The organism is Microterricola gilva (assembly GCF_004217495.1).
GTDB classification, from domain to species: Bacteria; Actinomycetota; Actinomycetes; order Actinomycetales; family Microbacteriaceae; genus Microterricola; species Microterricola gilva.
The window spans coordinates 2,242,238-2,259,620 of the sequence record NZ_SHLC01000001.1 but is presented as its reverse complement, the minus strand read 5'-3'; the positions used below and the strand labels follow the sequence as shown (position 1 = coordinate 2,259,620).

Below are 17,383 nucleotides of genomic sequence, written 5' to 3'. Positions count from 1 at the left end.
CCTATCGCCCGGTGGTGCGGCAATGCCTGCTACTCGACCGGGCGATAAGTTGATCTGTTCTCATCTTCTCTCCTCCGTCTGTGGAGCGCAAGTATTGGGGTGAAATTCACGGGCTGAGCGCGGTTGGCGTGCAAAGTCCGCCGGAATCGGCTTGGATGGTCGCATGACTGAATCCACCAACAGCAAGCCCGAAATCGACTTCCCCGAGGGCCCAGCCCCCGAGGTTCTCGTCATCGAGGACATCGTCATCGGCGACGGCGCGGAGGCCACCCCCGGCGCCACCGTCGACGTGCACTACCTCGGCGTCGAGTACGAGTCCGGCGACGAGTTCGACTCCTCCTGGGGTCGCGGCCAGTCGATCAACTTCCCGCTGAACCGTCTGATCGCCGGCTGGCAGGAAGGCATCCCCGGCATGAAGGTCGGCGGCCGCCGCAAGCTCGTCGTCCCGCCGCACCAGGCCTACGGCCCCGCCGGTGGAGGCCACCAGCTCTCCGGCAAGACCCTGATCTTCGTGATCGACCTGCTCGGCGTCAGCTGAGCGCACTCGTTCTCAGCAACGGCCCCGATCCCCGCTCGCGCGGATCGGGGCCGTTGTGCGTTGCGGCCGGCCGTTGTGCGCCGGCGCCTGGGGCAGTATGGCGGATGCCGCGGCATCCGTCGTCTACCGTTAAGACGTGACCTCCGAAACCGCCGCCCCCGCCACGCCGTCCGTACCGACTGCATCGGGGGAGCTCAAGCGCCTGCTGACCGAGATTCCCGACTTCCCGAAGCCGGGAATCCTGTTCCGCGATGTCGCACCGGTGTTCGCCGACGGCGCGGCCTTCCGCGTGATCGTGGACGAGCTCGTCGCACGCTTCGCCGGCCGCTTCGATGCCGTCGCCGGTGTCGAGGCCCGCGGTTTCGTGCTCGCCGCCGCCGCGGCATACGCCACCGGGACCGGCCTGCTCGTCGTCCGCAAGGCGGGCAAGCTGCCCGGCGAGGTGATCGCCGAGAGCTACGACCTCGAGTACGGCACCGCAACACTCGAGCTTGAACCGAACCAGCTCGCGCCCGGCGCCCGGGTGCTCGTGCTCGACGACATCCTGGCGACCGGCGGAACGCTGCGTGCGGCCGCTAGCCTCATCGAGCGGGCCGGCTACACGGTCGCCGGCATTGGCGTGCTGTTCGAACTCGCCGAGTTGGATGGACGAACGAAGCTCTCCGGCTATGACACCGAGGTCCTGCTGGCCGAATGATCCGGCGCGTCGCGGCACGCCGCAACGGGCCGGCGCCTCGCACTCGCCAGAATGAGCAGATGACATCGATGTCGACCTCCAACTCCGCGCTCGAGCCCACCGCAACGGGTCTGCTCGGCGCCCGCCGTTCTTTCGCACCGTTCGTCGTGGTGTCTGTGCTGCACCTGCTGTTCCAGATCGCGGAGCTCCAGACGCTGGCCAACGTCTCGAAGTGGCTGCTCATGCCGGCGCTCGCGCTGGCGGTGATCGCCTCGACTCCGGCCAGGCGCTCGGCCGCGACGGCTCTGCTGCTGGCGGCGATCACGTTGTCGTGGCTCGGCGACATCACCCCGCTCTACGCGAGCGACTGGTTTTTCGTGCTCGGGCTGAGCTTCTTCCTGCTCGCGCACATCGCCTACCTCGTGCTCTTCGTGCGTGGCCTCGGCTACCGCAGGCCCCGCCCGATCGCGTTCGTCTACCTGCTCTGGTGGCTGGCGTTCGTGGCGCTCCTCGGCCCCTGGCTGGACGCGCTGCTCATCCCTGTCGCCGCCTACGGCGCGGTGCTCGGGGCCATGGCGGCATTCGCCACCAGGGGGAGCCTGCCGATCGCCATCGGCGGTGCGCTCTTCCTGGTGTCGGACACCCTCCTCGGCAGCGACCGGTTCCTGCCCGGCTTCGACCTCTGGCAGTCGGGGTTCCTGATCATGGTCACCTACCTCGCCGGCCAGGGGCTGATCGCGTGGGGCGTCATCGCCCTCCAGCTCGCGGGTCATCGGGGCCTGGCTCTTCCGGAACCCCAGGGCCGGGGAAGCGACGCGCCGGCTCCGGCTTCGCGCTGAGCTGCACTCGCGTGACGAGCTCGCGCCACGGCCCCTCGAGCTGCGGCTCGCTGAGCGTCGCGCTGCGTTGCGCGCAGCGAATGCTGTAGATGTAGCGATCCGGCTCCGGCGCCGCCGGCCTGACCTCGCTCCACGGCAGCTCGGCGATCAACGCCAGCCACTCCTCGGCGTCCGGCTGCTCATCCAGCTGCACCTGCCAGGTGAGCCGGATGCCGGCGAAGCCGCCGCTCCGCGAGACGATCACCTTCATTCCTCCGCCCCCTTCCCGCCGACGGGCGCCTCCTCCAACGGTGCCGCCTCCGCCGGAACCCCAACCGCGCGCCAGCCCTCCGCGACCGCCAGCCACTCCGCCGAGCCTCGGCCGTAGAGGGACTCGGCCGCAGCGAGCGTGACCTCGGCGAAGCGGGCGAAGTCGGCATCCGGTTTCAGCTCGCCTCCGGTCAGCGCGCGGTACCAGATGCGCCCGGCCTGCTGCCACGCGTCACCGCCGATCGCGAGCGCGGTGAGCGCGAACGCGCGGTTCGGGATCCCCGAGTTGAGGTGCACGCCGCCGTTGTCCTCCTCGGTGACGATGTAGTCGCGCATGTGCGCCGGCTGCGGGTCGCGCCCGAGCACGTCATCGTCGTAGGCGGTTCCGGGGTGGAGCATGTCGCGCAGCGCCCGGCCCTGCACGGCGTCGGTGAAGATCTCCGCGCCGATCAGCCAACTCGCCTGAGCCGCGCTCTGGCCGTGCGCGAACTGCTCCGTCAAGGCACCGAACACATCGGAGACGTGCTCGTTGAGGGCGCCGGATTGGCCCTGATAGCGCAGGCCGGCGGTGTGCTCGGTGACGCCGTGCGTCAGCTCGTGCCCGACCACGGTGAGCGAGGAGGTGAAGTCATGGAACACCTCGCCGTCGCCGTCGCCGAAGACCATGCGCTCTCCGTTCCAGAAGGCGTTGTCGTAGTCGCGGCCGTAGTGCACGGTGGCGTCGAGCGGCAGATTCGCACCGTCGATGGAGTCGCGCTGGAACGCCTCCCAGAACAGCTCGTAGGTGCTGCCGAGACCGTCGTACGCCTCGTTGACGCTCCGGTCTGCCGTCGGCGGCTGCCCCTCCTCGCGCACGAGCGCCCCGGGAAGCCGGGTCGTGCCGCTGGCATCGGCGATGAAGCGGCGCGGGCTTCCCGGCGTCTCACCGAGCGCCTCGCCGATCTGGCCGCGAGTCTTCTCGAGCGTGCTCGCAGCGCCCGGCGCCAGCAGCTCGATGCCGCCAGCGATGTCGCTGCCGGGTTCCGCACGCCATTCGCGCAGCGGCTGATCCCGGATCAGAGAGCTCCTGGCCGCCTCGGCGGCGACGGGGAAGCGCTCGTCGCTGGCCCGGGCGACGGCCTCGAGCAGATAGGGCGGAACGATGAAGCACCGCGGTGAGTTGTGCGCCATGCGGTGAGCATAGCCCGGAGCTCCGACCCGGGGATAGTGCCTGCCGGGGTGGCGCTGGCGGGGCGGATGCCGCCCGCGCCGGCCGTGTGCAAAGCTGAACGGGTGCAGCCAGCATCCGTCGCCCCGTCGCCATCCGGCGGCGATGTGCGCGCCGCGCTCTCGTGGAAGCTGCTGCCCGCGATCCTCGTCTGCGGCTCCGCCGTGCTGCTGTTCGGTGTGCAGATCGCGCTGGCCGGGTACGCCGTGCTGCTGCTCGGTCTCGGCGTGGCCTGGCTCGTCGACCGCGCCCTCTTCCGCGACCTGCTGCTCATCGCGGTCGGCCTCGTGATCATCAGCACGATCTCGCTCGAGGCCAACATCGACTACCCGAACATGGCGCTGTTCGCGGTTGTGCTCTCCAGCGCCGTCGCTGTGCCGTTCGTCATCCACCGCTTCGTCTTCCGAGAGCGCGTCATCGCCTTCCCCTGGCGGGGTCGCGGCCGCTGGACCCGTGCCCAGTGGATCTACATCGGGGCCGTCGTGGTGATGGCGATCGTGCTCCTGCCGTTCTACTTCATCTCAAGCGGTGCCTACCAGAACTGGCCGGCCGTGCACGAGCCGGATGCCGTCATCCGCCTGTTCATCGGAGTCAACGCCGTCGGCATCTGGGACGAGCTGTTCTTCATCTGCACGGTGTTCACGCTGCTCTGCCGGCACTTCCCGGTGTGGCTGGCGAATCTGCTGCAGGCCACCGTGTTCGTGTCGTTCCTCTGGGAGCTGGGCTACCAGAGCTGGGGCCCGCTGCTCACGATCCCGTTCGCGCTCGTGCAGGGCGCGATCTTCCGCATGACGCGCTCGCTCAGTTACGTGGTGACCGTGCACCTCCTGTTCGACCTGGTCGTGTTCCTCGTGATCGTCTACGCCCACAACCCGGAGTGGTTCGGCGTCGCCGGCTGAGCCTGTCGAACCTGAGATTGCCGAACTGGAGGCTGCCGCCTTCCGCGACGCTTCGCGGCGCGCCCGCTGGTTGAGCTTGTCGAAACCTGCCCGCCCGTCGAGTAACCAGGATCGAGCGTATCGAGGCCGTGTTGGCTCGAACTCACAACCCCACCAGACTGAGGGGAGGCGGCAACGGCGCCGCCCGGAGGAGGATCACGTGGAATCACTGCTGTCTCGGGCCGACTACGCCACTCTCGAATCGTTCAGCTATCTCAATCAGGCGTCACTGGGACTCATCCCGCAGCCGGCGGTCACCGCCATGAGCGAGTTCCTGCTGAACACCGCCAGGCACGGCAACGCGCACATGTCGGATGCCGACGAGAGCGCGTTCCTCGGTGAGCTGCGTTCACGCCTCGCAGAGCTCCTCGACGCCCCGCTGGCATCGATCGCGATCACCGGGGGAGCCAGTGAGGGCATCAACCAGGCCGCCGCACTGCTTGCCGTGCCCGGCAGCGAGGTGGTGCTGGTGCCGAGCGACTTCCCCGCGGTGACCTACCCATGGCTGGGCGCGCGCGAGCGCATCGGTGTGAGCATCCGCTGGGTTGAGGACGCAGCGACGGTCGAGCTCACCGATGCATTGGTCGAGGCGATCTCGGAGGACACGAGCGTCGTGAGCTTCAGCGCCGTGCAGTACGCCACCGGAACGCTCGTCGATGTGCAGCGCGTCGTCGAGCGCGCGCACGCGGTCGGAGCACGCGTGCTGGTCGACGTCACGCAGATGGCCGGCGCCATGCCGGTCAGCATGAGGGAGTGGGGCGTCGACGCGCTGGTCTGCAGCGGTTACAAATGGCTGTCGGCCCACGGGGGAGTCGCCGTGCTCGCGCTCCGTGAGGAGCTGCTCGGCGCACTCCCCGCCGTCATCGGCTGGATGGGCGCCCCGGAGCCCTTCGACTTCCATCCGGACACGCTCACGCTCGCCGGCAACGCCAGGCGCTTCGAGCTGTCCACCATGTCGTATGTCTCCGCCGCCGGCCTCCGCGCGTCGATCGACTATCTGGGAGTGCCGGGCTTCGCGGCGCTGGAGCAGCACTCCCGCCTGCTCCGCGCTGAACTCGTGGACGCGGTGGCGCAGACGGACTGGCGGCCGTTTCGCCGGTTGGACGCGTCAGGGGCGAGCCCGCACATCGTCTCGCTCCGCCATGAGCGGATCGATGCGCGGGAGGCGCAGGCGCGGTTGACCGAACAGGGGGTGCTCGTCAGCTCGCGCGGCGGCGGCATCCGCGTCTCGCTGCACGGCTACAACGACTCCTCCGATGTGACCCGAGTGGTCGAGGTGCTGAGCTCACTCGAATGAACCTCGCTACGGGTGAACTCCGTCACGCAGCGTGAGCCTGTCGAATCCCGACGTTCAGCGGGGCCTGCGCATATCGAAGCGGCCGTCGGCCAGCACCTCGAAGTAGGCGGTCGGCCCACCGCCGCGGAGCACGGGGTGGGCGAGCGCCGTCTGGTAGAGGCCGTCCTGCAGCAGTGCCTCATCGATGTGAACGGCGACGACCTCGCCGATCGTGAGAACGCCGGCCGATTCTCGCCCGTCGGCTCCACGGAGCGGCACAATCTGACTGACCCGGCATTCGAAGCTCACGGGCGAGGCGGCGACCCGCGGTGCCGCGATCTCGACGGATGCCGCGGCATCCAGCCCCGCGGCCTCGAACTCGTCCACCTCGCCCGTCGTCGACGTGGCGTTCATCTGCTCCGCGAGGGCGCGTGTCACGAGGTTCCACGTGAACTCGCCACTCAACTCGGCGTTGCGGGCGCTGTGTTTGCGGCTCGTGCTCGAGAAGCCGATGAGCGGCGGCGTGTAGGAGAACGCGTTGAAGAAGCTGTACGGCGCGAGGTTGCGCACGCCGGCGGGGGAGAGGGTGCCGATCCAGCCGATCGGGCGCGGCGCAATGATGGCGTTGAGCGGATCGTGCGCCAGGCGGTGCCCCTCGGCTGGGCGATAGAAGTGCGTCGGCATGCGCCCAGTCAAGCAGCAGTGGCCGCTCTGACGGGCCTTGTCGATCGAATTCGACTCACGCTGATGAGCGCAACACCGGCGATCACAACGGCGCCGCCGACGAGCTCTCCCCACGAAGGGAGCTCGCCGAGCCACAAGAATGCGATGAGCACGGCGACCGGTGGCACCAGGTAGAGCAGGGCGGTGGCCGAGGCCACGGGCAGTCTGGCGACCGCGTACCCCCAGAGCACGAACCCGAGCGCGGAGGGCAGCACGCCGAGAAGCCCGGCTGCGAACCAGGCGCCGGCGCTCGCCGCCGCCAGCTGCGTCCACGCGAACGGCAGCAACGGCAGCAGCATCAGCGTCGACGCCACCATCGTGTACGTGGCCAGCTCCATGCCGGAGTAGCGGCGCAGCAGTGGCTTGCTGAGCGGGTGGTAGACGCCCTGCACGACCATCGCGGCCACGACGATCCACACGGATGCCGACAGGCTCACCCCCGCGCTGGAGAGGGTGACCATGGCGACGCCGCCCAGGGCGACCGCGCTGCCGCACAGGACGGAAGGTGTGAGGCGCTCGCCGAGGGTCATGGCCGCGATGCCGACGCTCACGAGCGGGGCGGCGGCGACGATGAGGCTCGCGGTTCCGGCCGGCACCTCCAGCTCACCCCAGTTCAGCAGCAGCTGGTAGGCGGCCATGCCAAAGAATGCGCAGACGAGGATCGGGCCGATGTCGCGACGGGCCGGCATCCGCACCCCGAGCAGCGGTGCGAGCGCCAGCAGGGCGACACTCGCGATGGCCAGGCGCACAATCGAGAGGCCGAGGGCGCCGAGCTCGGGTGCCGCCACACGGATGGCGGGGAAGGCGCCGGCCCACAGCACGACCACGGCCAGCCCTGCCAGGAGGACGCGAGGCGGCGTGCTTGGAGGTGTCATGTTCTCAGCATGCGCGCTCATTCTGCATAGGTCTATTTACTTTTCATGAGTGCTTGGATAAGGATTGATGATGTGTTGGACGTGCGTAAACTCCGGATGCTGGCCGAGCTCGATCGGCTCGGCACCATTGCAGCGGTCGCGTCGAGCTTGCACCTGACTGGCCCTGCCGTCTCGATGCAGCTTGCCGCCCTCGAGCGCGAACTCGGCGTGCAGCTCACCGAGAAGCGGGGCCGTCGGCTGGCGCTCACCCCTGCCGGAGCGTTGCTGGCCGAACACGGCCGCAGCATCGCTGGCATGCTCTCACTCGCCGAGATCGATGTGCGCTCAGTGAAGGACGGGGTCGCAGGGCACTACCGCATTGCTGCCTTCCCGTCTTCCGCGCGCACGATCGTGGCAGCGCTCTGGCGGCGGCTGCGCGAATCCGATGGGCTCGGAATCACGATCGAACTCGTGGAGATGGAGCCGGATGCCGCGCTGCCGGCGCTCGCCGCGGGCGAGGTCGACCTCGCGATCGCACATGCGTACTCGAATCTGCCCGAGCAGGGCGGCGTTGAGCTGAGTGCCGAGCCCATCGCCCGCGAACCCGTCTGGCTTGCGCAGCGGGTCGAGGGTGGCGTCTCAGGCGCACGCGCAGGCGGCGTCGCTCAGGCGACGGGACCGACCGTGGATCTCGCGGACTTCGCGCACGCCGACTGGCTCATGCCGCACGCCGCCTGGTCGTGGTCGTGCGCGGAGATGGTGCAGCGTGCCTGCGGTCTCGCCGGGTTCGAGCCGCGCGCCGTCGCCGTTGCGAGCGACTTCTCCGTGCTGCTCGCCCTCGTCGACGCTGGGGCCGGTGTTGCCCTCGTTCCGCAGTTGACCGTCGCGCACCGGCCGGCCGGGGTGTCGCTGCATCCGCTCGCCTCGCCCGTGTATCGCACAGATTTCGTCGTCAGCCGGGCGAGCAGCGCCGCGGATGCCGGCCTCGCCACGCTCCGCCGCCTGATCGCCGAGTGCGCCGTCGAGCTGCTGCCCGCTCCTGTGCGAGCGGGAGGCGGTGTTAGACGTCGGTGAAGCTGCGGGTGTCGTCGGGTGCCGGCCCCAGCTCGAAGCGCCGACCGGTGATCTCGACGGGGTCGATCCGCACCCACACATGCTTCTCGGTCGGAACCAGCGGCTGCAGCGCGAGCTGCTCCGCGGCCTCGATCTCGGCCGCCGTCTGCAGGATGCGCGCAGTGCCCTTGACGACCACGCTCCAGCCCTGTTCGCGCCCGACGCCGTCGATCTCGAAGGCGACGTGGTCGTTGATCGTGAGTTCGAGCAGCTTGGTGCCCTCTGAGGTGCGAATCGTGAGCACGCCATCGTGAGCCACGTAGTTGACCGGGTAGATGTCGATCACGCCGCGAACCGTCAGCGCCAACCTGCCGAGGCTTTCGGAGAGCAGGAGTTCCCAGGACTCCTCGGGCAAGAGTGTGATGAGTGGTGATCCACCGGTATCCATGTCCTCATCCTCACACGCGGCGGGCGAATCCGCACCGCCCAATTTCGTGCCGTCCGGCCGCATCGAGACCCCGCCGAACGTGCCCGATCCCGTTGGTTGAGCCTGTCGAAACCCCCGCTGGTTGAGCCTGTAGAAACCCTGCCGTGCCCGCCTGTTGTACACAGGCGAGTTTCCGCGGAAACTTATCCACATCAGGCCTTTTTCCTAGGTGAACCTGCCCCGCGCGGGTAAAATTGAACCCATGGGAACCCCAGCGGAGGCACTCGCAGAGGCACGAGATCTGCTGCTCTCCGCCCTCGCGGATTCGGACGAACGTCTCTTCCACGATGACGCCCTGTTGGAGTTCACCGCTTCCGCCGAAGAGGTCGGCCGTCTCGCCGATGCGCTCCGCATCAGGGCCGCCGGGGAGCACGCGTTCCGCTCCCGCCGAGAGCTCGGCGAAGAGCGGCTCTCGGCGAAGAAGGGGTGCCGCAACGCGGTCGAACTCCTCGCCCGGATCACCCTCGCTTCCGAGCGCACGCTGACGCAGCGGATGCGCCTCGGCGAGGCCACCCGGCCCCGGATGGCGCTCAGTGGGGAGACGATGCCGGCCCGCTTCGACCAGGTCGCCGACGCCCTCAGTTCGGGAGCCATCGGCTACGACAGTGCGGCGGCGATCGTGGACACCCTCGACCCGATCCGGGGCCGGGTCGGCGACCTCAACGTGGAGCACGCCGAGACGGCGCTCGTGGCCGCCGCGACCGGGCCCACGGTCGAGTCGCCGGTGCCGTTCGCCGCCGACGAGATCCGCGGCCAGGCGCGGGTCTGGGAAGCCGTGCTGGATGAGGACGGCACCGTCCCGGCGGAGGAGCGGGCCATGCAGGCCCGCGGCATCAGTGCCGGCATCACCCGGGACGGGGTCGTCCACCGCAAGATGACGCTGCTGCCGGAGATCGACGCCAAGTTTGAAACGTTGCTGAACGCGTACCTGAACCCGCGCAGCAAACCCAGCTTCGCCGACCCCGACCCGGACGCGCCGAAAGACCCCCGCGCCTCCGCGCAGGCCCGGCACGACGTGTTCGCGAGCCTGATCGACGGTGCCGCCCGGAGTGCGTCTGCACCGACGATCGGTGGGGCGGCGCCGACGGTGCTCGTCTCCGTGCGGCAGGCCGACCTCGACGCCGGTACCGGGGCCGGGTTCATTGAGGGGTGCGAGGCCCCGATTTCGATGCGGGCGGTGGAGCAGTTCGTGTGCGCCGGTGGGCAGCAGCATGTGGTGATCGGCCCGGACGGCACGATCAACAGCATTGGCAGCAATGATCGGGTCTTCAATGCCACCCAGCGGCGGGCGATCAGTCTCCGTGACGGCGGTTGCATCATCCCGGGCTGTTCGATCCCGGCCGCGTGGAGCGAGATCCACCACGTCAAGGCGTATCGGGACGGTGGTGAAACGGAGACCTGCAACGGTGTGCTCTTGTGTTGGTTCCATCACCGCACGATCGAGACCAGTGGTTGGCAGATCCTCATGATCGACGGCGTCCCACACGTGAAACCACCACCCTGGCTCCGCGGTGGGCGCTCCGACGCGGACGCCCCCTGGCGAAGATCGACCAAGTCCCGCACCCAACAGGCCGATCTCCTTCAGCAGCAACAGCAACCGACGTTGGTCGACTAGGCCGCCCGCGGCCGTATCGAGACCCGGGCGACCCGATCCGGTCAGGCGCTCAGTGCTTCGGGGGCGGCCTCGTTCCTCGGCTGCTCCCTCAAGCCAGCGTGCATATGAACGCCCATCTCCACGCTGGCTTGAGCGAGCGGCGCCGCGACGAAGGAGCAGCGACGCACGCGAAGCCCTGAGCGGATCCGCCGACACTGTGGCTGTGGCATCCGGGGCAGCCCGATCCGGTCAGGCGCTCAGTGCTTCGGGGGCGGCCTCGTTCCTCGGCTGCTCCCTCGAGCCAGCGTGCATATGGACGCAGGCCGAGCGGCCAGGGCGGCGCCGCCCTGCACGATGGCTCGAGCGAGCGGGGCCGCGACGAAGGAGCAGCGACGCACGCGAAGCCCTGAGCGGATCCGCCGACACTGTGGCTGTGGCATCCGGGGCAGCCCGATCCGGTCAGGCGCTCAGTGCTTCGGGGGCGGCCTCGTTCCTCGGCTGCTCCCTCAAGCCAGCGTGCATATGAACGCCCATCTCCACGCTGGCTTGAGCGAGCGGCGCCGCGACGAAGGAGCAGCGACGCCCGCGAAGCCCCGAGCGGACCCGCCGACACTGCGGCTGCGGCATCCGGGGCAAGCCGATCCGGTCAGGCGCTCAGGGCTTCGGGGGCGGCCTCGTTCCTCGGCTGCTCCCTCGAGCCAGCGTGAGAGTGGGCGTCGGCGCACCGAGCCGGCGTGAGAAGACGCGTCGCCCGAGGGTCTGACGCCTGCCTGTGCAGCCGGACCCAGCGGGGATTCCGGTGCCTGCGCAGCCGGACCCAGCGGGGATTCCTGCCCGATAACTCTGCTAAACTCTTGAGGTTGCCGTCTGAACGGCCGCGGATAAAGAGAGCCCAGGCATCCTGCCCCGGGCACCGCGCAATGAGAGAAAAGGGGATCAATTTATGGCACTCGAAGCAGATGTCAAGAAGGCGATCATCGAAGAGTACGCGACCCACCCCGGTGACACCGGATCCCCCGAGGTTCAGGTTGCGATGCTGACGCGTCGCATCAAGGACCTCACGGAGCACCTCAAGGAGCACAAGCACGACCACCACTCGCGTCGTGGACTGCTCCTCCTGGTCGGCCAGCGTCGTCGTCTGCTCGGATACCTCTCCGACGTCGACATCAACCGTTACCGCTCGCTCATCGAACGTCTCGGACTGCGCCGCTAGTCGCAGCCGAAACGGTGGATCTTCGCTGATACGCGAACTTCTTACGAAACGGGTCGTCACCTTCGGGTGGCGGCCCGTTTTGTTTTGCGGTCAGCGTTGGCCGCTGCGGGGAAGCGGCGCACACGGGTACTACTCAGATTGATACCCCTAGGGTATTTGAATACCCCTAGGGTATTTTCAATGATGGTTCGACAGAGAGTGGTTTCGGGTGTGCCGAGCGGTGAAGTGTAATCAGTGTGGCAAGACGACGTGGGCCGGGTGCGGCCAGCACGTTGACTCGGTGATGCGCGGGGTCGCCCGTGCCGATCGCTGCGGCGGGCACGAGAACGAGCCGAAGGCGCCGTCCTTGCTCTCCCGTCTGTTCGGTCGCGCGGCGTAGGCGGGCGATCGGGCTGCGTGGTGGCGGTGCGGCGAACCCCAATGCCGCACCGCCGCTGCGTAGGCTCGGCTCATGCGCTTTGGAATTGTGATCCTTCCCCAGCACGACTGGCCGGATGCCGCCCGCTACTGGCGTGGCGCCGAACAGCTCGGCTTCGACCATGCCTGGACCTACGACCACCTGTCGTGGCGCAGCCTCTCCGATGAGCGATGGCACGCGACCGTGCCGACGTTGACGGCCGCTGCGATGGTCACAGAGACGATCCGGCTCGGCACCTTCGTTGCCTCACCGAACTACCGGCATCCGGTGCCTTTCGCCAAGGACCTGGCGACACTGGATCAGATCTCCGGAGGACGATTCACGTTGGGCCTCGGCTCCGGCGGAACGGGCTTCGACGCCTTCGTGCTCGGTCAGGAGGATTTCACGCCGCGGCAGCGTTTCGACCGCTTCGCGGCATTCGCCGAGGGCCTCGACCTGTTGCTGCGCGGCGAGCGGGGCGCGGAGGCGGCTGAGCGCGAGGACACGGCAGAGAACAGTGCACCGGCCGGAATCTCGTTCTCCGACGACTGGTACACGGCGTACGGCGCACGCATGGTGGGGGAGCCGACGCAACGGCCGCGGATGCCCTTCCTGATGGCAGCGAACGGACCGCGCAGCATGCGGCTCGCTGCCCGCCTCGGCCAAGGCTGGGTCACGACCGGGCCGGACGGTCTCGTCGGCGAGGAATGGTGGCAGGGCGTCGCGGCGCTGAGTGCGCGCATGACCGAGGTGTCCGACGCCGCCGGCATCGACGCGAGCGACTTCGGACGCAGCCTCTCGCTCGACTCCGGCGGTCAGTTCGCGCTGGAGAGCATCGGCAGCTTCGAAGACAGCGTCGGCCGGGCGGCCGAGCTCGGCTTCACCGACGTGATGGTGCACTGGCCGCGCGCGGACGGGATCTACGCGGGCTCCGAGCGCGTGCTCGAGGAGGCTGCCGCGCGGATCCCGGCCCTGCGCTGAACTACTCGGCTGGCGGGCCGTCCTGCGCGGCCTGCTCGTCCATCCACATGATCTCCCAGATGTGCCCGTCCGGGTCCGCATACGCGCGGCTGTACATGAAGCCCATGTCCTGCGCGTCGCGAGTCTCGGTACCGCCGGCCGCGATCGCCTTGTCGACATGGGTGTCGACCTCGGCGCGGCTGGGCTCGTCCAGCGCGTTCAGCACCTGCACGCTGCTCTGCGCGTCGATGAGCTCCTTCGTCGTGAACGTCTTGAAGAAGTCCGGCTTGAGCAGCATCGCGTAGATGGCGTCGCTGATCACCACGCAGATCGCGTTCTCATCGGAGAAATTGTCGTTGATGCCGTAGCCGAGCGCACTGTAGAAGTCGCGCGAACGCTGCAGGTCGTCAACGGCCAGGTTCACGAAGATCATGCTGGGCATTGATTGGCTCACTTTCTGGTGGAGGGAGTGCTGGGACGCATCTGCGTGGAGCAGACGGGGCGAAACAGACTCAACGCTGCACTGTGCCAGCGGCATCCGCAAGCCCCCGTCTGTCGACCGCAATGGGAGAGTCAAGATATTCTCAGGTCTATGTCGATATGGCGCACCAAGAGCATCGAGGCCTCACTGGCCGACTCCCACCTCGAGCATCGAAGCCTCAAACGCTCGCTGGGCACGTTCGACCTGATGATCATGGGTGTGGCCGTCGCGGTCGGCGCCGGAATCTTCTCTGTCGGGGCCAAGGCCGCTGGCGAGTACGCGGGACCCTCCGTGACCGTCGCCTTCGTGCTCGCCGCGATCACGTGCGCCCTCGCGATCATGTGTTACGCCGAGTTCGCCTCGACGATCCCCGTCGCTGGATCGGCATACACCTACACCTACGCGACGCTCGGCGAGCTGCTGGCCTGGATCATCGGATGGGACCTCATCCTCGAGATGCTCACGGCCGGCGCCGTGATCGCCAAGTACTGGGGCATCTACCTCAGCAATGTGTTCGAACTCTGGAACTGGGATGTTCCAGCGACGATCCCCGTGCTCGGCCTCGACGTCAGCTGGGGCGCGTTCCTGATCGTGGCGATCTTCACGGCCCTGCTCGTGCTCGGCACCAAGCTCAGCTCGCGCGTCGGTGCGGTGTTCACGATCATCAAGGTCGCGATCGTGCTCTTCGTCATCGTCGTCGGCGCCTTCTTCATCAACCCCGCCAACTACACGCCGTTCATCCCGCCCGCCGTGCCGAGTGCTCCGGGGGAGGGGGATGCCTGGGCGCAGTCCCTGTTCTCCTTCATGACCGGGGCGGCGCCGGCCCAGTACGGGATCTTCGGGCTCCTCGCCGGGGCATCCATCGTGTTCTTCGCCTTCATCGGATTCGACGTCGTCGCGACGTCCGCCGAGGAGGTGAAGAACCCGCAGCGCACCCTGCCTCGCGGCATCTTCGGCGGCCTCGCCATCGTCAGCGTGCTCTACATCGGGGTCAGCCTGGTGCTGACCGGCATGGTGCCGTACACGGTTCTCGCGGATGCCGACGACCCCAGCCTCGCGACGGCATTCGTCGAGGTCGGCGCCGGCTGGGCGGCCCAGGTGATCTCCATCGGCATCCTCGCCGGCCTCACCACGGTGATCATGGTGCTGCTGCTCGGCCTGGCCCGCGTGCTCTTCGCCATGAGCCGCGACGGCCTGCTGCCGCAGTGGATGAGCCGCACCTCCGACAAGCGCCACACGCCGGCGCGCGTGCAGATCCTCGTCGGTCTGATGGTCGCGCTGCTGGCCGGGCTCACCGACGTGTCGGTGCTCGAGGAGATGATCAACATCGGAACGCTCTCCGCCTTCGTGCTGGTGAGCATCGCCGTCGTGGTGCTGCGCAAGAAGCGCCCCGATCTGCCGCGCGCCTACAAGGTTCCGTGGTCGCCCGTGCTCCCGATCCTCTCGGCCGCGCTCTGCGTCTGGCTGATGCTCAACCTGACGACGCTCACCTGGGTGCGCTTCCTCGTCTGGCTCGCTCTCGGCCTCATCGTCTACTTCGGCTACAGCAAGCGGCACTCGCTGCTCGGCAAGCAGCAGGCCGCCGAGCAGGCCGCGGCCACGAAGGCGAACGCGAGCGAGTAGCGTCTGAGTGCTGCCCTGAGGTGTGTTCGAGGCGTGTTCCGAGGCGCGTGCCGTGTCGCGAGAAAGCGATGCGGATGTCGCGGGAATACCGCGGGGCCGGCATCCGTTATCTCAACTACATGCAAACGCATGGATAGATTGTGTACTCGCACCACGCGAGAGAAGGAGCGGGCGTTCGCCATGCAGTTCGGACTCTTCACCGTCAGTGACATCACGCAGGACCCCACAACGGGCAAGACCCCGAGTGAGAACGAGCGCATCAAGGCGACGGTCGCCATCGCCAAGCACGCGGAAGAGGTCGGCCTCGACGTCTTCGCGCTCGGCGAGCACCACAACCCGCCCTTCTGGTCCTCCTCGCCGACGACCACGCTTGCGTCGATCGCGGCCCAGACCAGCACCCTGCACCTCTCCACCGCGACCACGCTCATCACCACGAACGACCCGGTGAAGATCGCCGAGGACTTCGCGATGCTGCAGCATCTGGCAGACGGCCGCGTCGACCTGACCCTCGGCCGCGGCAACACCGGCCCGGTCTACCCGTGGTTCGGCAAGGACATCCGCCAGGGCATCGAGCTCGCGCTCGAGAACTACGCGCTGCTCCGCCGACTCTGGCGCGAGGACTTCGTTGACTGGAGCGGCCAGTTCCGCACCCCGCTGCAGGGCTTCCAGTCCACGCCGCGCCCGCTGGATGACGTGCCCCCGTTCGTCTGGCACGGCTCGATCCGGAGCCCCGAGATCGCCGAGCAGGCCGCCTTCTACGGTGACGGTTTCTTCGCCAACCACATCTTCTGGCCGGCATCCCACACCCAGAAGATGGTCGCGTTCTACCGCCAGCGCTTCGAGCACCACGGCCACGGCAGCGCCGACCAGGCGATCGTCGGACTCGGCGGTCAGATCTTCATCGGCAAGACCTCGCAGGAGGCCAAGGCGGCGTTCCGCCCCTACTTCGACAACGCGCCCGTGTACGGCCACGGCCCGAGCCTCGAGGAGTTCACCAGCCAGACGCCGCTGACCGTCGGCAGCCCGCAGGAGATCATCGACAAGACGCTGGGCTTCCGCGACTACGTCGGCGACTACCAGCGCCAGCTGTTCCTGATGGACCACGCCGGCCTGCCGCTGAAGACCGTGCTCGAGCAGCTCGACCTGCTCGGCAGCGAGGTGCTGCCGACGCTGCGCCGCGAGTTCGACGCCCGCCGTGCACCGGGAGTGCCTGACGCTCCGACCCACGCCTCGCTGTTGGCAGCCAAGAACGCTGCGGCCAGTGCGGCCCCGGATGCCGTGCCGGCCGCGTCCGGCGCCGCATTCGGCCTCGGTGCAACCACCTCGACCTCGACGGGAGCGTAGTCATGACCGTTCGCAAACTGGCCGTCATCTCGGCCGGGCTCAGCCAGCCGTCCTCGACGCGGATGCTCGCCGACCACCTCGCGGCGGCAACCAGCTCGCGCCTGCGCGAGCAGGGCTTCGAGGTCGAGGTGACCACCGTTGAGCTGCGTGATGTCGCCAGCGACATCATGAACAACATGCTCACCGGCTTCCCGAGCCCCAAGCTCGAGGCCGTGATCGACGCCGTCACCGGCGCCGACGGACTGATTGCCGTGACGCCGATCTTCACGACCAGCTACAGCGGGCTGTTCAAGTCGTTCTTCGACGTGATCGACAACCAGTCGCTCACCGACATGCCCGTCGTCATCGGGGCGACGGCCGGGACGCCGCGGCACTCGCTCGCCCTCGACTACGCGCTGCGGCCGATGTTCACCTACCTGCACGCGAACGTCGCGACAACAGGCGTGTTCGCCGCGACGGGGGACTGGGGCGAGAGCGCCGACTCGGTGAAGACGTTGCCGAACCGTATCGAGCGGGCGGCCGGCGAGCTGGCCGCGCTGATGCACGACTCCGATCGCTCCTCGCAGATCCGCGACCCGTTCGGGTTCGACTCGGTGATGAGCGGGGTGGGCGGCTTCCAGCCCAGCTAGGACCACAGTCCAGGAACAACGATGCCCCGCCCTCGAGATCGAGGGCGGGGCATTCGTGTGTTGTGAGGCTGGATCAGCCGCTCTTGCGACGGAACTCGCGCTGGTGGGAGGCCGAGCCCTGGCTGCGGCCTGCCGCACCCTTGCCGTCAAGGTGGGATTCACCCTTGCCCTGGCTGGCCGCCTTCTGCTTGCGCTCCAACGCCTCTCGGAACTTGCGCTTGGTCTCTTCTGCCGCGCTGGTGGCGTTCTGTTCTTCGGAACTCATGTGCACAGTCTGCCACGCGTGCGGCGGAGTACGGCCG

At 68.2% G+C, this 17,383-nt stretch carries 19 protein-coding genes; 12 read left to right on the top strand and 7 right to left on the bottom strand.

The window, feature by feature from the left end:
- The first annotated feature begins 163 nt into the window (after nt 1-163).
- The 3 genes from EV379_RS10535 to EV379_RS10525 all read left to right on the top strand — a co-directional run bounded on the left by EV379_RS10535 (nt 164) and on the right by EV379_RS10525 (nt 2,053).
- A complete protein-coding gene (locus EV379_RS10535) occupies nt 164-538 on the top strand; it encodes an FKBP-type peptidyl-prolyl cis-trans isomerase (RefSeq protein WP_130506094.1) in 375 nt (124 codons plus the stop codon).
- A 136-nt stretch (nt 539-674) separates the two neighbouring features.
- Nucleotides 675-1,235, top strand: coding sequence for an adenine phosphoribosyltransferase (locus EV379_RS10530; RefSeq protein ID WP_130506093.1), 561 nt, complete (start codon nt 675-677; stop codon nt 1,233-1,235).
- Nucleotides 1,236-1,294: 59 nt separating this feature from the next.
- Nucleotides 1,295-2,053: a lysoplasmalogenase gene (locus EV379_RS10525; protein WP_165397344.1), complete on the top strand. Its 759-nt coding sequence runs from the start codon at nt 1,295-1,297 to the stop codon at nt 2,051-2,053.
- On the opposite strand, the gene EV379_RS10520 is transcribed toward EV379_RS10525, so the two are convergent.
- Both EV379_RS10520 and EV379_RS10515 read right to left on the bottom strand, forming a co-directional pair.
- On the bottom strand, nt 1,962-2,303 hold the full coding sequence (locus EV379_RS10520) for a protealysin inhibitor emfourin (protein ID WP_130506091.1): 342 nt from the start codon (nt 2,301-2,303) through the stop codon (nt 1,962-1,964). The two genes, EV379_RS10525 and EV379_RS10520, sit on opposite strands and share 92 nt — an antisense overlap.
- On the bottom strand, nt 2,300-3,472 hold the full coding sequence (locus EV379_RS10515) for a M4 family metallopeptidase (RefSeq protein ID WP_130506090.1): 1,173 nt from the start codon (nt 3,470-3,472) through the stop codon (nt 2,300-2,302). Before EV379_RS10515 ends, EV379_RS10520 begins: the two co-directional genes overlap by 4 nt.
- Before the next feature lie 102 nt (nt 3,473-3,574).
- On the opposite strand from EV379_RS10515, the gene EV379_RS10510 reads away from it, so the two are divergent.
- Together EV379_RS10510 and EV379_RS10505 are read left to right on the top strand one after the other, a co-directional pair.
- On the top strand, nt 3,575-4,408 hold the full coding sequence (locus tag EV379_RS10510; protein WP_242616329.1) for a CPBP family glutamic-type intramembrane protease: 834 nt from the start codon (nt 3,575-3,577) through the stop codon (nt 4,406-4,408).
- Between the two features lie 199 nt (nt 4,409-4,607).
- On the top strand, nt 4,608-5,744 hold the full coding sequence (locus EV379_RS10505; protein WP_165397343.1) for an aminotransferase class V-fold PLP-dependent enzyme: 1,137 nt from the start codon (nt 4,608-4,610) through the stop codon (nt 5,742-5,744).
- Between the two features lie 54 nt (nt 5,745-5,798).
- Here EV379_RS10505 and EV379_RS10500 read toward each other — a convergent pair whose 3' ends face one another.
- Both EV379_RS10500 and EV379_RS10495 read right to left on the bottom strand, forming a co-directional pair.
- A complete protein-coding gene (locus tag EV379_RS10500; protein ID WP_130506088.1) occupies nt 5,799-6,407 on the bottom strand; it encodes a flavin reductase family protein in 609 nt (202 codons plus the stop codon).
- An 8-nt stretch (nt 6,408-6,415) separates the two neighbouring features.
- Nucleotides 6,416-7,321 carry a DMT family transporter gene (locus EV379_RS10495; protein ID WP_130506087.1) on the bottom strand — a complete coding sequence of 302 codons (906 nt, stop codon included), beginning with the start codon at nt 7,319-7,321 and terminating at the stop codon, nt 6,416-6,418.
- Nucleotides 7,322-7,393: 72 nt separating this feature from the next.
- Here EV379_RS10495 and EV379_RS10490 point away from each other — a divergent pair, with 72 nt between their 5' ends.
- Complete coding sequence (locus tag EV379_RS10490) at nt 7,394-8,374, top strand: LysR family transcriptional regulator (RefSeq protein ID WP_207226232.1); 981 nt, start codon at nt 7,394-7,396, stop codon at nt 8,372-8,374.
- Here EV379_RS10490 and EV379_RS10485 read toward each other — a convergent pair.
- The gene (locus EV379_RS10485) at nt 8,361-8,801 is read right to left on the bottom strand and encodes a pyridoxamine 5'-phosphate oxidase family protein (protein WP_130506086.1); all 441 of its coding nucleotides are present in this window, start codon (nt 8,799-8,801) and stop codon (nt 8,361-8,363) included. The two genes, EV379_RS10490 and EV379_RS10485, sit on opposite strands and share 14 nt — an antisense overlap.
- Nucleotides 8,802-9,042: 241 nt before the next feature.
- Here EV379_RS10485 and EV379_RS10480 point away from each other — a divergent pair, with 241 nt between their 5' ends.
- The 3 genes from EV379_RS10480 (at nt 9,043) to EV379_RS10470 (ending at nt 13,025) form a co-directional block, all read left to right on the top strand.
- Nucleotides 9,043-10,455 carry an HNH endonuclease signature motif containing protein gene (locus tag EV379_RS10480; RefSeq protein WP_130506085.1) on the top strand — a complete coding sequence of 471 codons (1,413 nt, stop codon included), beginning with the start codon at nt 9,043-9,045 and terminating at the stop codon, nt 10,453-10,455.
- A 922-nt stretch (nt 10,456-11,377) separates the two neighbouring features.
- Nucleotides 11,378-11,647: a 30S ribosomal protein S15 gene (gene rpsO / locus EV379_RS10475; RefSeq protein WP_055842152.1), complete on the top strand. Its 270-nt coding sequence runs from the start codon at nt 11,378-11,380 to the stop codon at nt 11,645-11,647.
- Nucleotides 11,648-12,098: 451 nt separating this feature from the next.
- Nucleotides 12,099-13,025: an LLM class flavin-dependent oxidoreductase gene (locus EV379_RS10470; RefSeq protein ID WP_130506084.1), complete on the top strand. Its 927-nt coding sequence runs from the start codon at nt 12,099-12,101 to the stop codon at nt 13,023-13,025.
- Nucleotide 13,026: 1 nt separating this feature from the next.
- On the opposite strand, the gene EV379_RS10465 is transcribed toward EV379_RS10470, so the two are convergent.
- Nucleotides 13,027-13,446, bottom strand: coding sequence for a VOC family protein (locus tag EV379_RS10465; RefSeq protein ID WP_130506083.1), 420 nt, complete (start codon nt 13,444-13,446; stop codon nt 13,027-13,029).
- 150 nt (nt 13,447-13,596) lie between these two features.
- On the opposite strand from EV379_RS10465, the gene EV379_RS10460 reads away from it, so the two are divergent.
- The 3 genes from EV379_RS10460 to EV379_RS10450 all read left to right on the top strand — a co-directional run bounded on the left by EV379_RS10460 (nt 13,597) and on the right by EV379_RS10450 (nt 17,081).
- Nucleotides 13,597-15,108: an amino acid permease gene (locus tag EV379_RS10460; protein WP_130506082.1), complete on the top strand. Its 1,512-nt coding sequence runs from the start codon at nt 13,597-13,599 to the stop codon at nt 15,106-15,108.
- Between the two features lie 180 nt (nt 15,109-15,288).
- Nucleotides 15,289-16,452 (top strand): LLM class flavin-dependent oxidoreductase, encoded by a 1,164-nt coding sequence (locus EV379_RS10455; protein ID WP_130506081.1) that lies wholly within the window; start codon nt 15,289-15,291, stop codon nt 16,450-16,452.
- Nucleotides 16,453-16,454: 2 nt separating this feature from the next.
- Nucleotides 16,455-17,081 (top strand): FMN reductase, encoded by a 627-nt coding sequence (locus EV379_RS10450; protein ID WP_055842167.1) that lies wholly within the window; start codon nt 16,455-16,457, stop codon nt 17,079-17,081.
- A gap of 73 nt (nt 17,082-17,154) precedes the next feature.
- On the opposite strand, the gene EV379_RS10445 is transcribed toward EV379_RS10450, so the two are convergent.
- Complete coding sequence (locus EV379_RS10445) at nt 17,155-17,346, bottom strand: DUF5302 domain-containing protein (protein WP_130506080.1); 192 nt, start codon at nt 17,344-17,346, stop codon at nt 17,155-17,157.
- Nucleotides 17,347-17,383: the final 37 nt, after the last annotated feature.

Coding starts and splice junctions, on each gene's coding strand:
- EV379_RS10525 (WP_165397344.1), top strand. CDS start 1,295: ATGACATCGATGTCGACCTCCAACTCCGCGCTCGAGCCCACCGCAACG.
- EV379_RS10465 (WP_130506083.1), bottom strand. CDS start 13,446: ATGCCCAGCATGATCTTCGTGAACCTGGCCGTTGACGACCTGCAGCGT.
- EV379_RS10520 (WP_130506091.1), bottom strand. CDS start 2,303: ATGAAGGTGATCGTCTCGCGGAGCGGCGGCTTCGCCGGCATCCGGCTC.
- EV379_RS10515 (WP_130506090.1), bottom strand. CDS start 3,472: ATGGCGCACAACTCACCGCGGTGCTTCATCGTTCCGCCCTATCTGCTC.
- EV379_RS10500 (WP_130506088.1), bottom strand. CDS start 6,407: ATGCCGACGCACTTCTATCGCCCAGCCGAGGGGCACCGCCTGGCGCAC.
- EV379_RS10535 (WP_130506094.1), top strand. CDS start 164: ATGACTGAATCCACCAACAGCAAGCCCGAAATCGACTTCCCCGAGGGC.
- EV379_RS10450 (WP_055842167.1), top strand. CDS start 16,455: ATGACCGTTCGCAAACTGGCCGTCATCTCGGCCGGGCTCAGCCAGCCG.
- EV379_RS10470 (WP_130506084.1), top strand. CDS start 12,099: ATGCGCTTTGGAATTGTGATCCTTCCCCAGCACGACTGGCCGGATGCC.
- EV379_RS10445 (WP_130506080.1), bottom strand. CDS start 17,346: ATGAGTTCCGAAGAACAGAACGCCACCAGCGCGGCAGAAGAGACCAAG.
- EV379_RS10495 (WP_130506087.1), bottom strand. CDS start 7,321: ATGACACCTCCAAGCACGCCGCCTCGCGTCCTCCTGGCAGGGCTGGCC.
- EV379_RS10460 (WP_130506082.1), top strand. CDS start 13,597: ATGTCGATATGGCGCACCAAGAGCATCGAGGCCTCACTGGCCGACTCC.
- EV379_RS10455 (WP_130506081.1), top strand. CDS start 15,289: ATGCAGTTCGGACTCTTCACCGTCAGTGACATCACGCAGGACCCCACA.
- EV379_RS10485 (WP_130506086.1), bottom strand. CDS start 8,801: ATGGATACCGGTGGATCACCACTCATCACACTCTTGCCCGAGGAGTCC.
- rpsO (WP_055842152.1), top strand. CDS start 11,378: ATGGCACTCGAAGCAGATGTCAAGAAGGCGATCATCGAAGAGTACGCG.
- EV379_RS10480 (WP_130506085.1), top strand. CDS start 9,043: ATGGGAACCCCAGCGGAGGCACTCGCAGAGGCACGAGATCTGCTGCTC.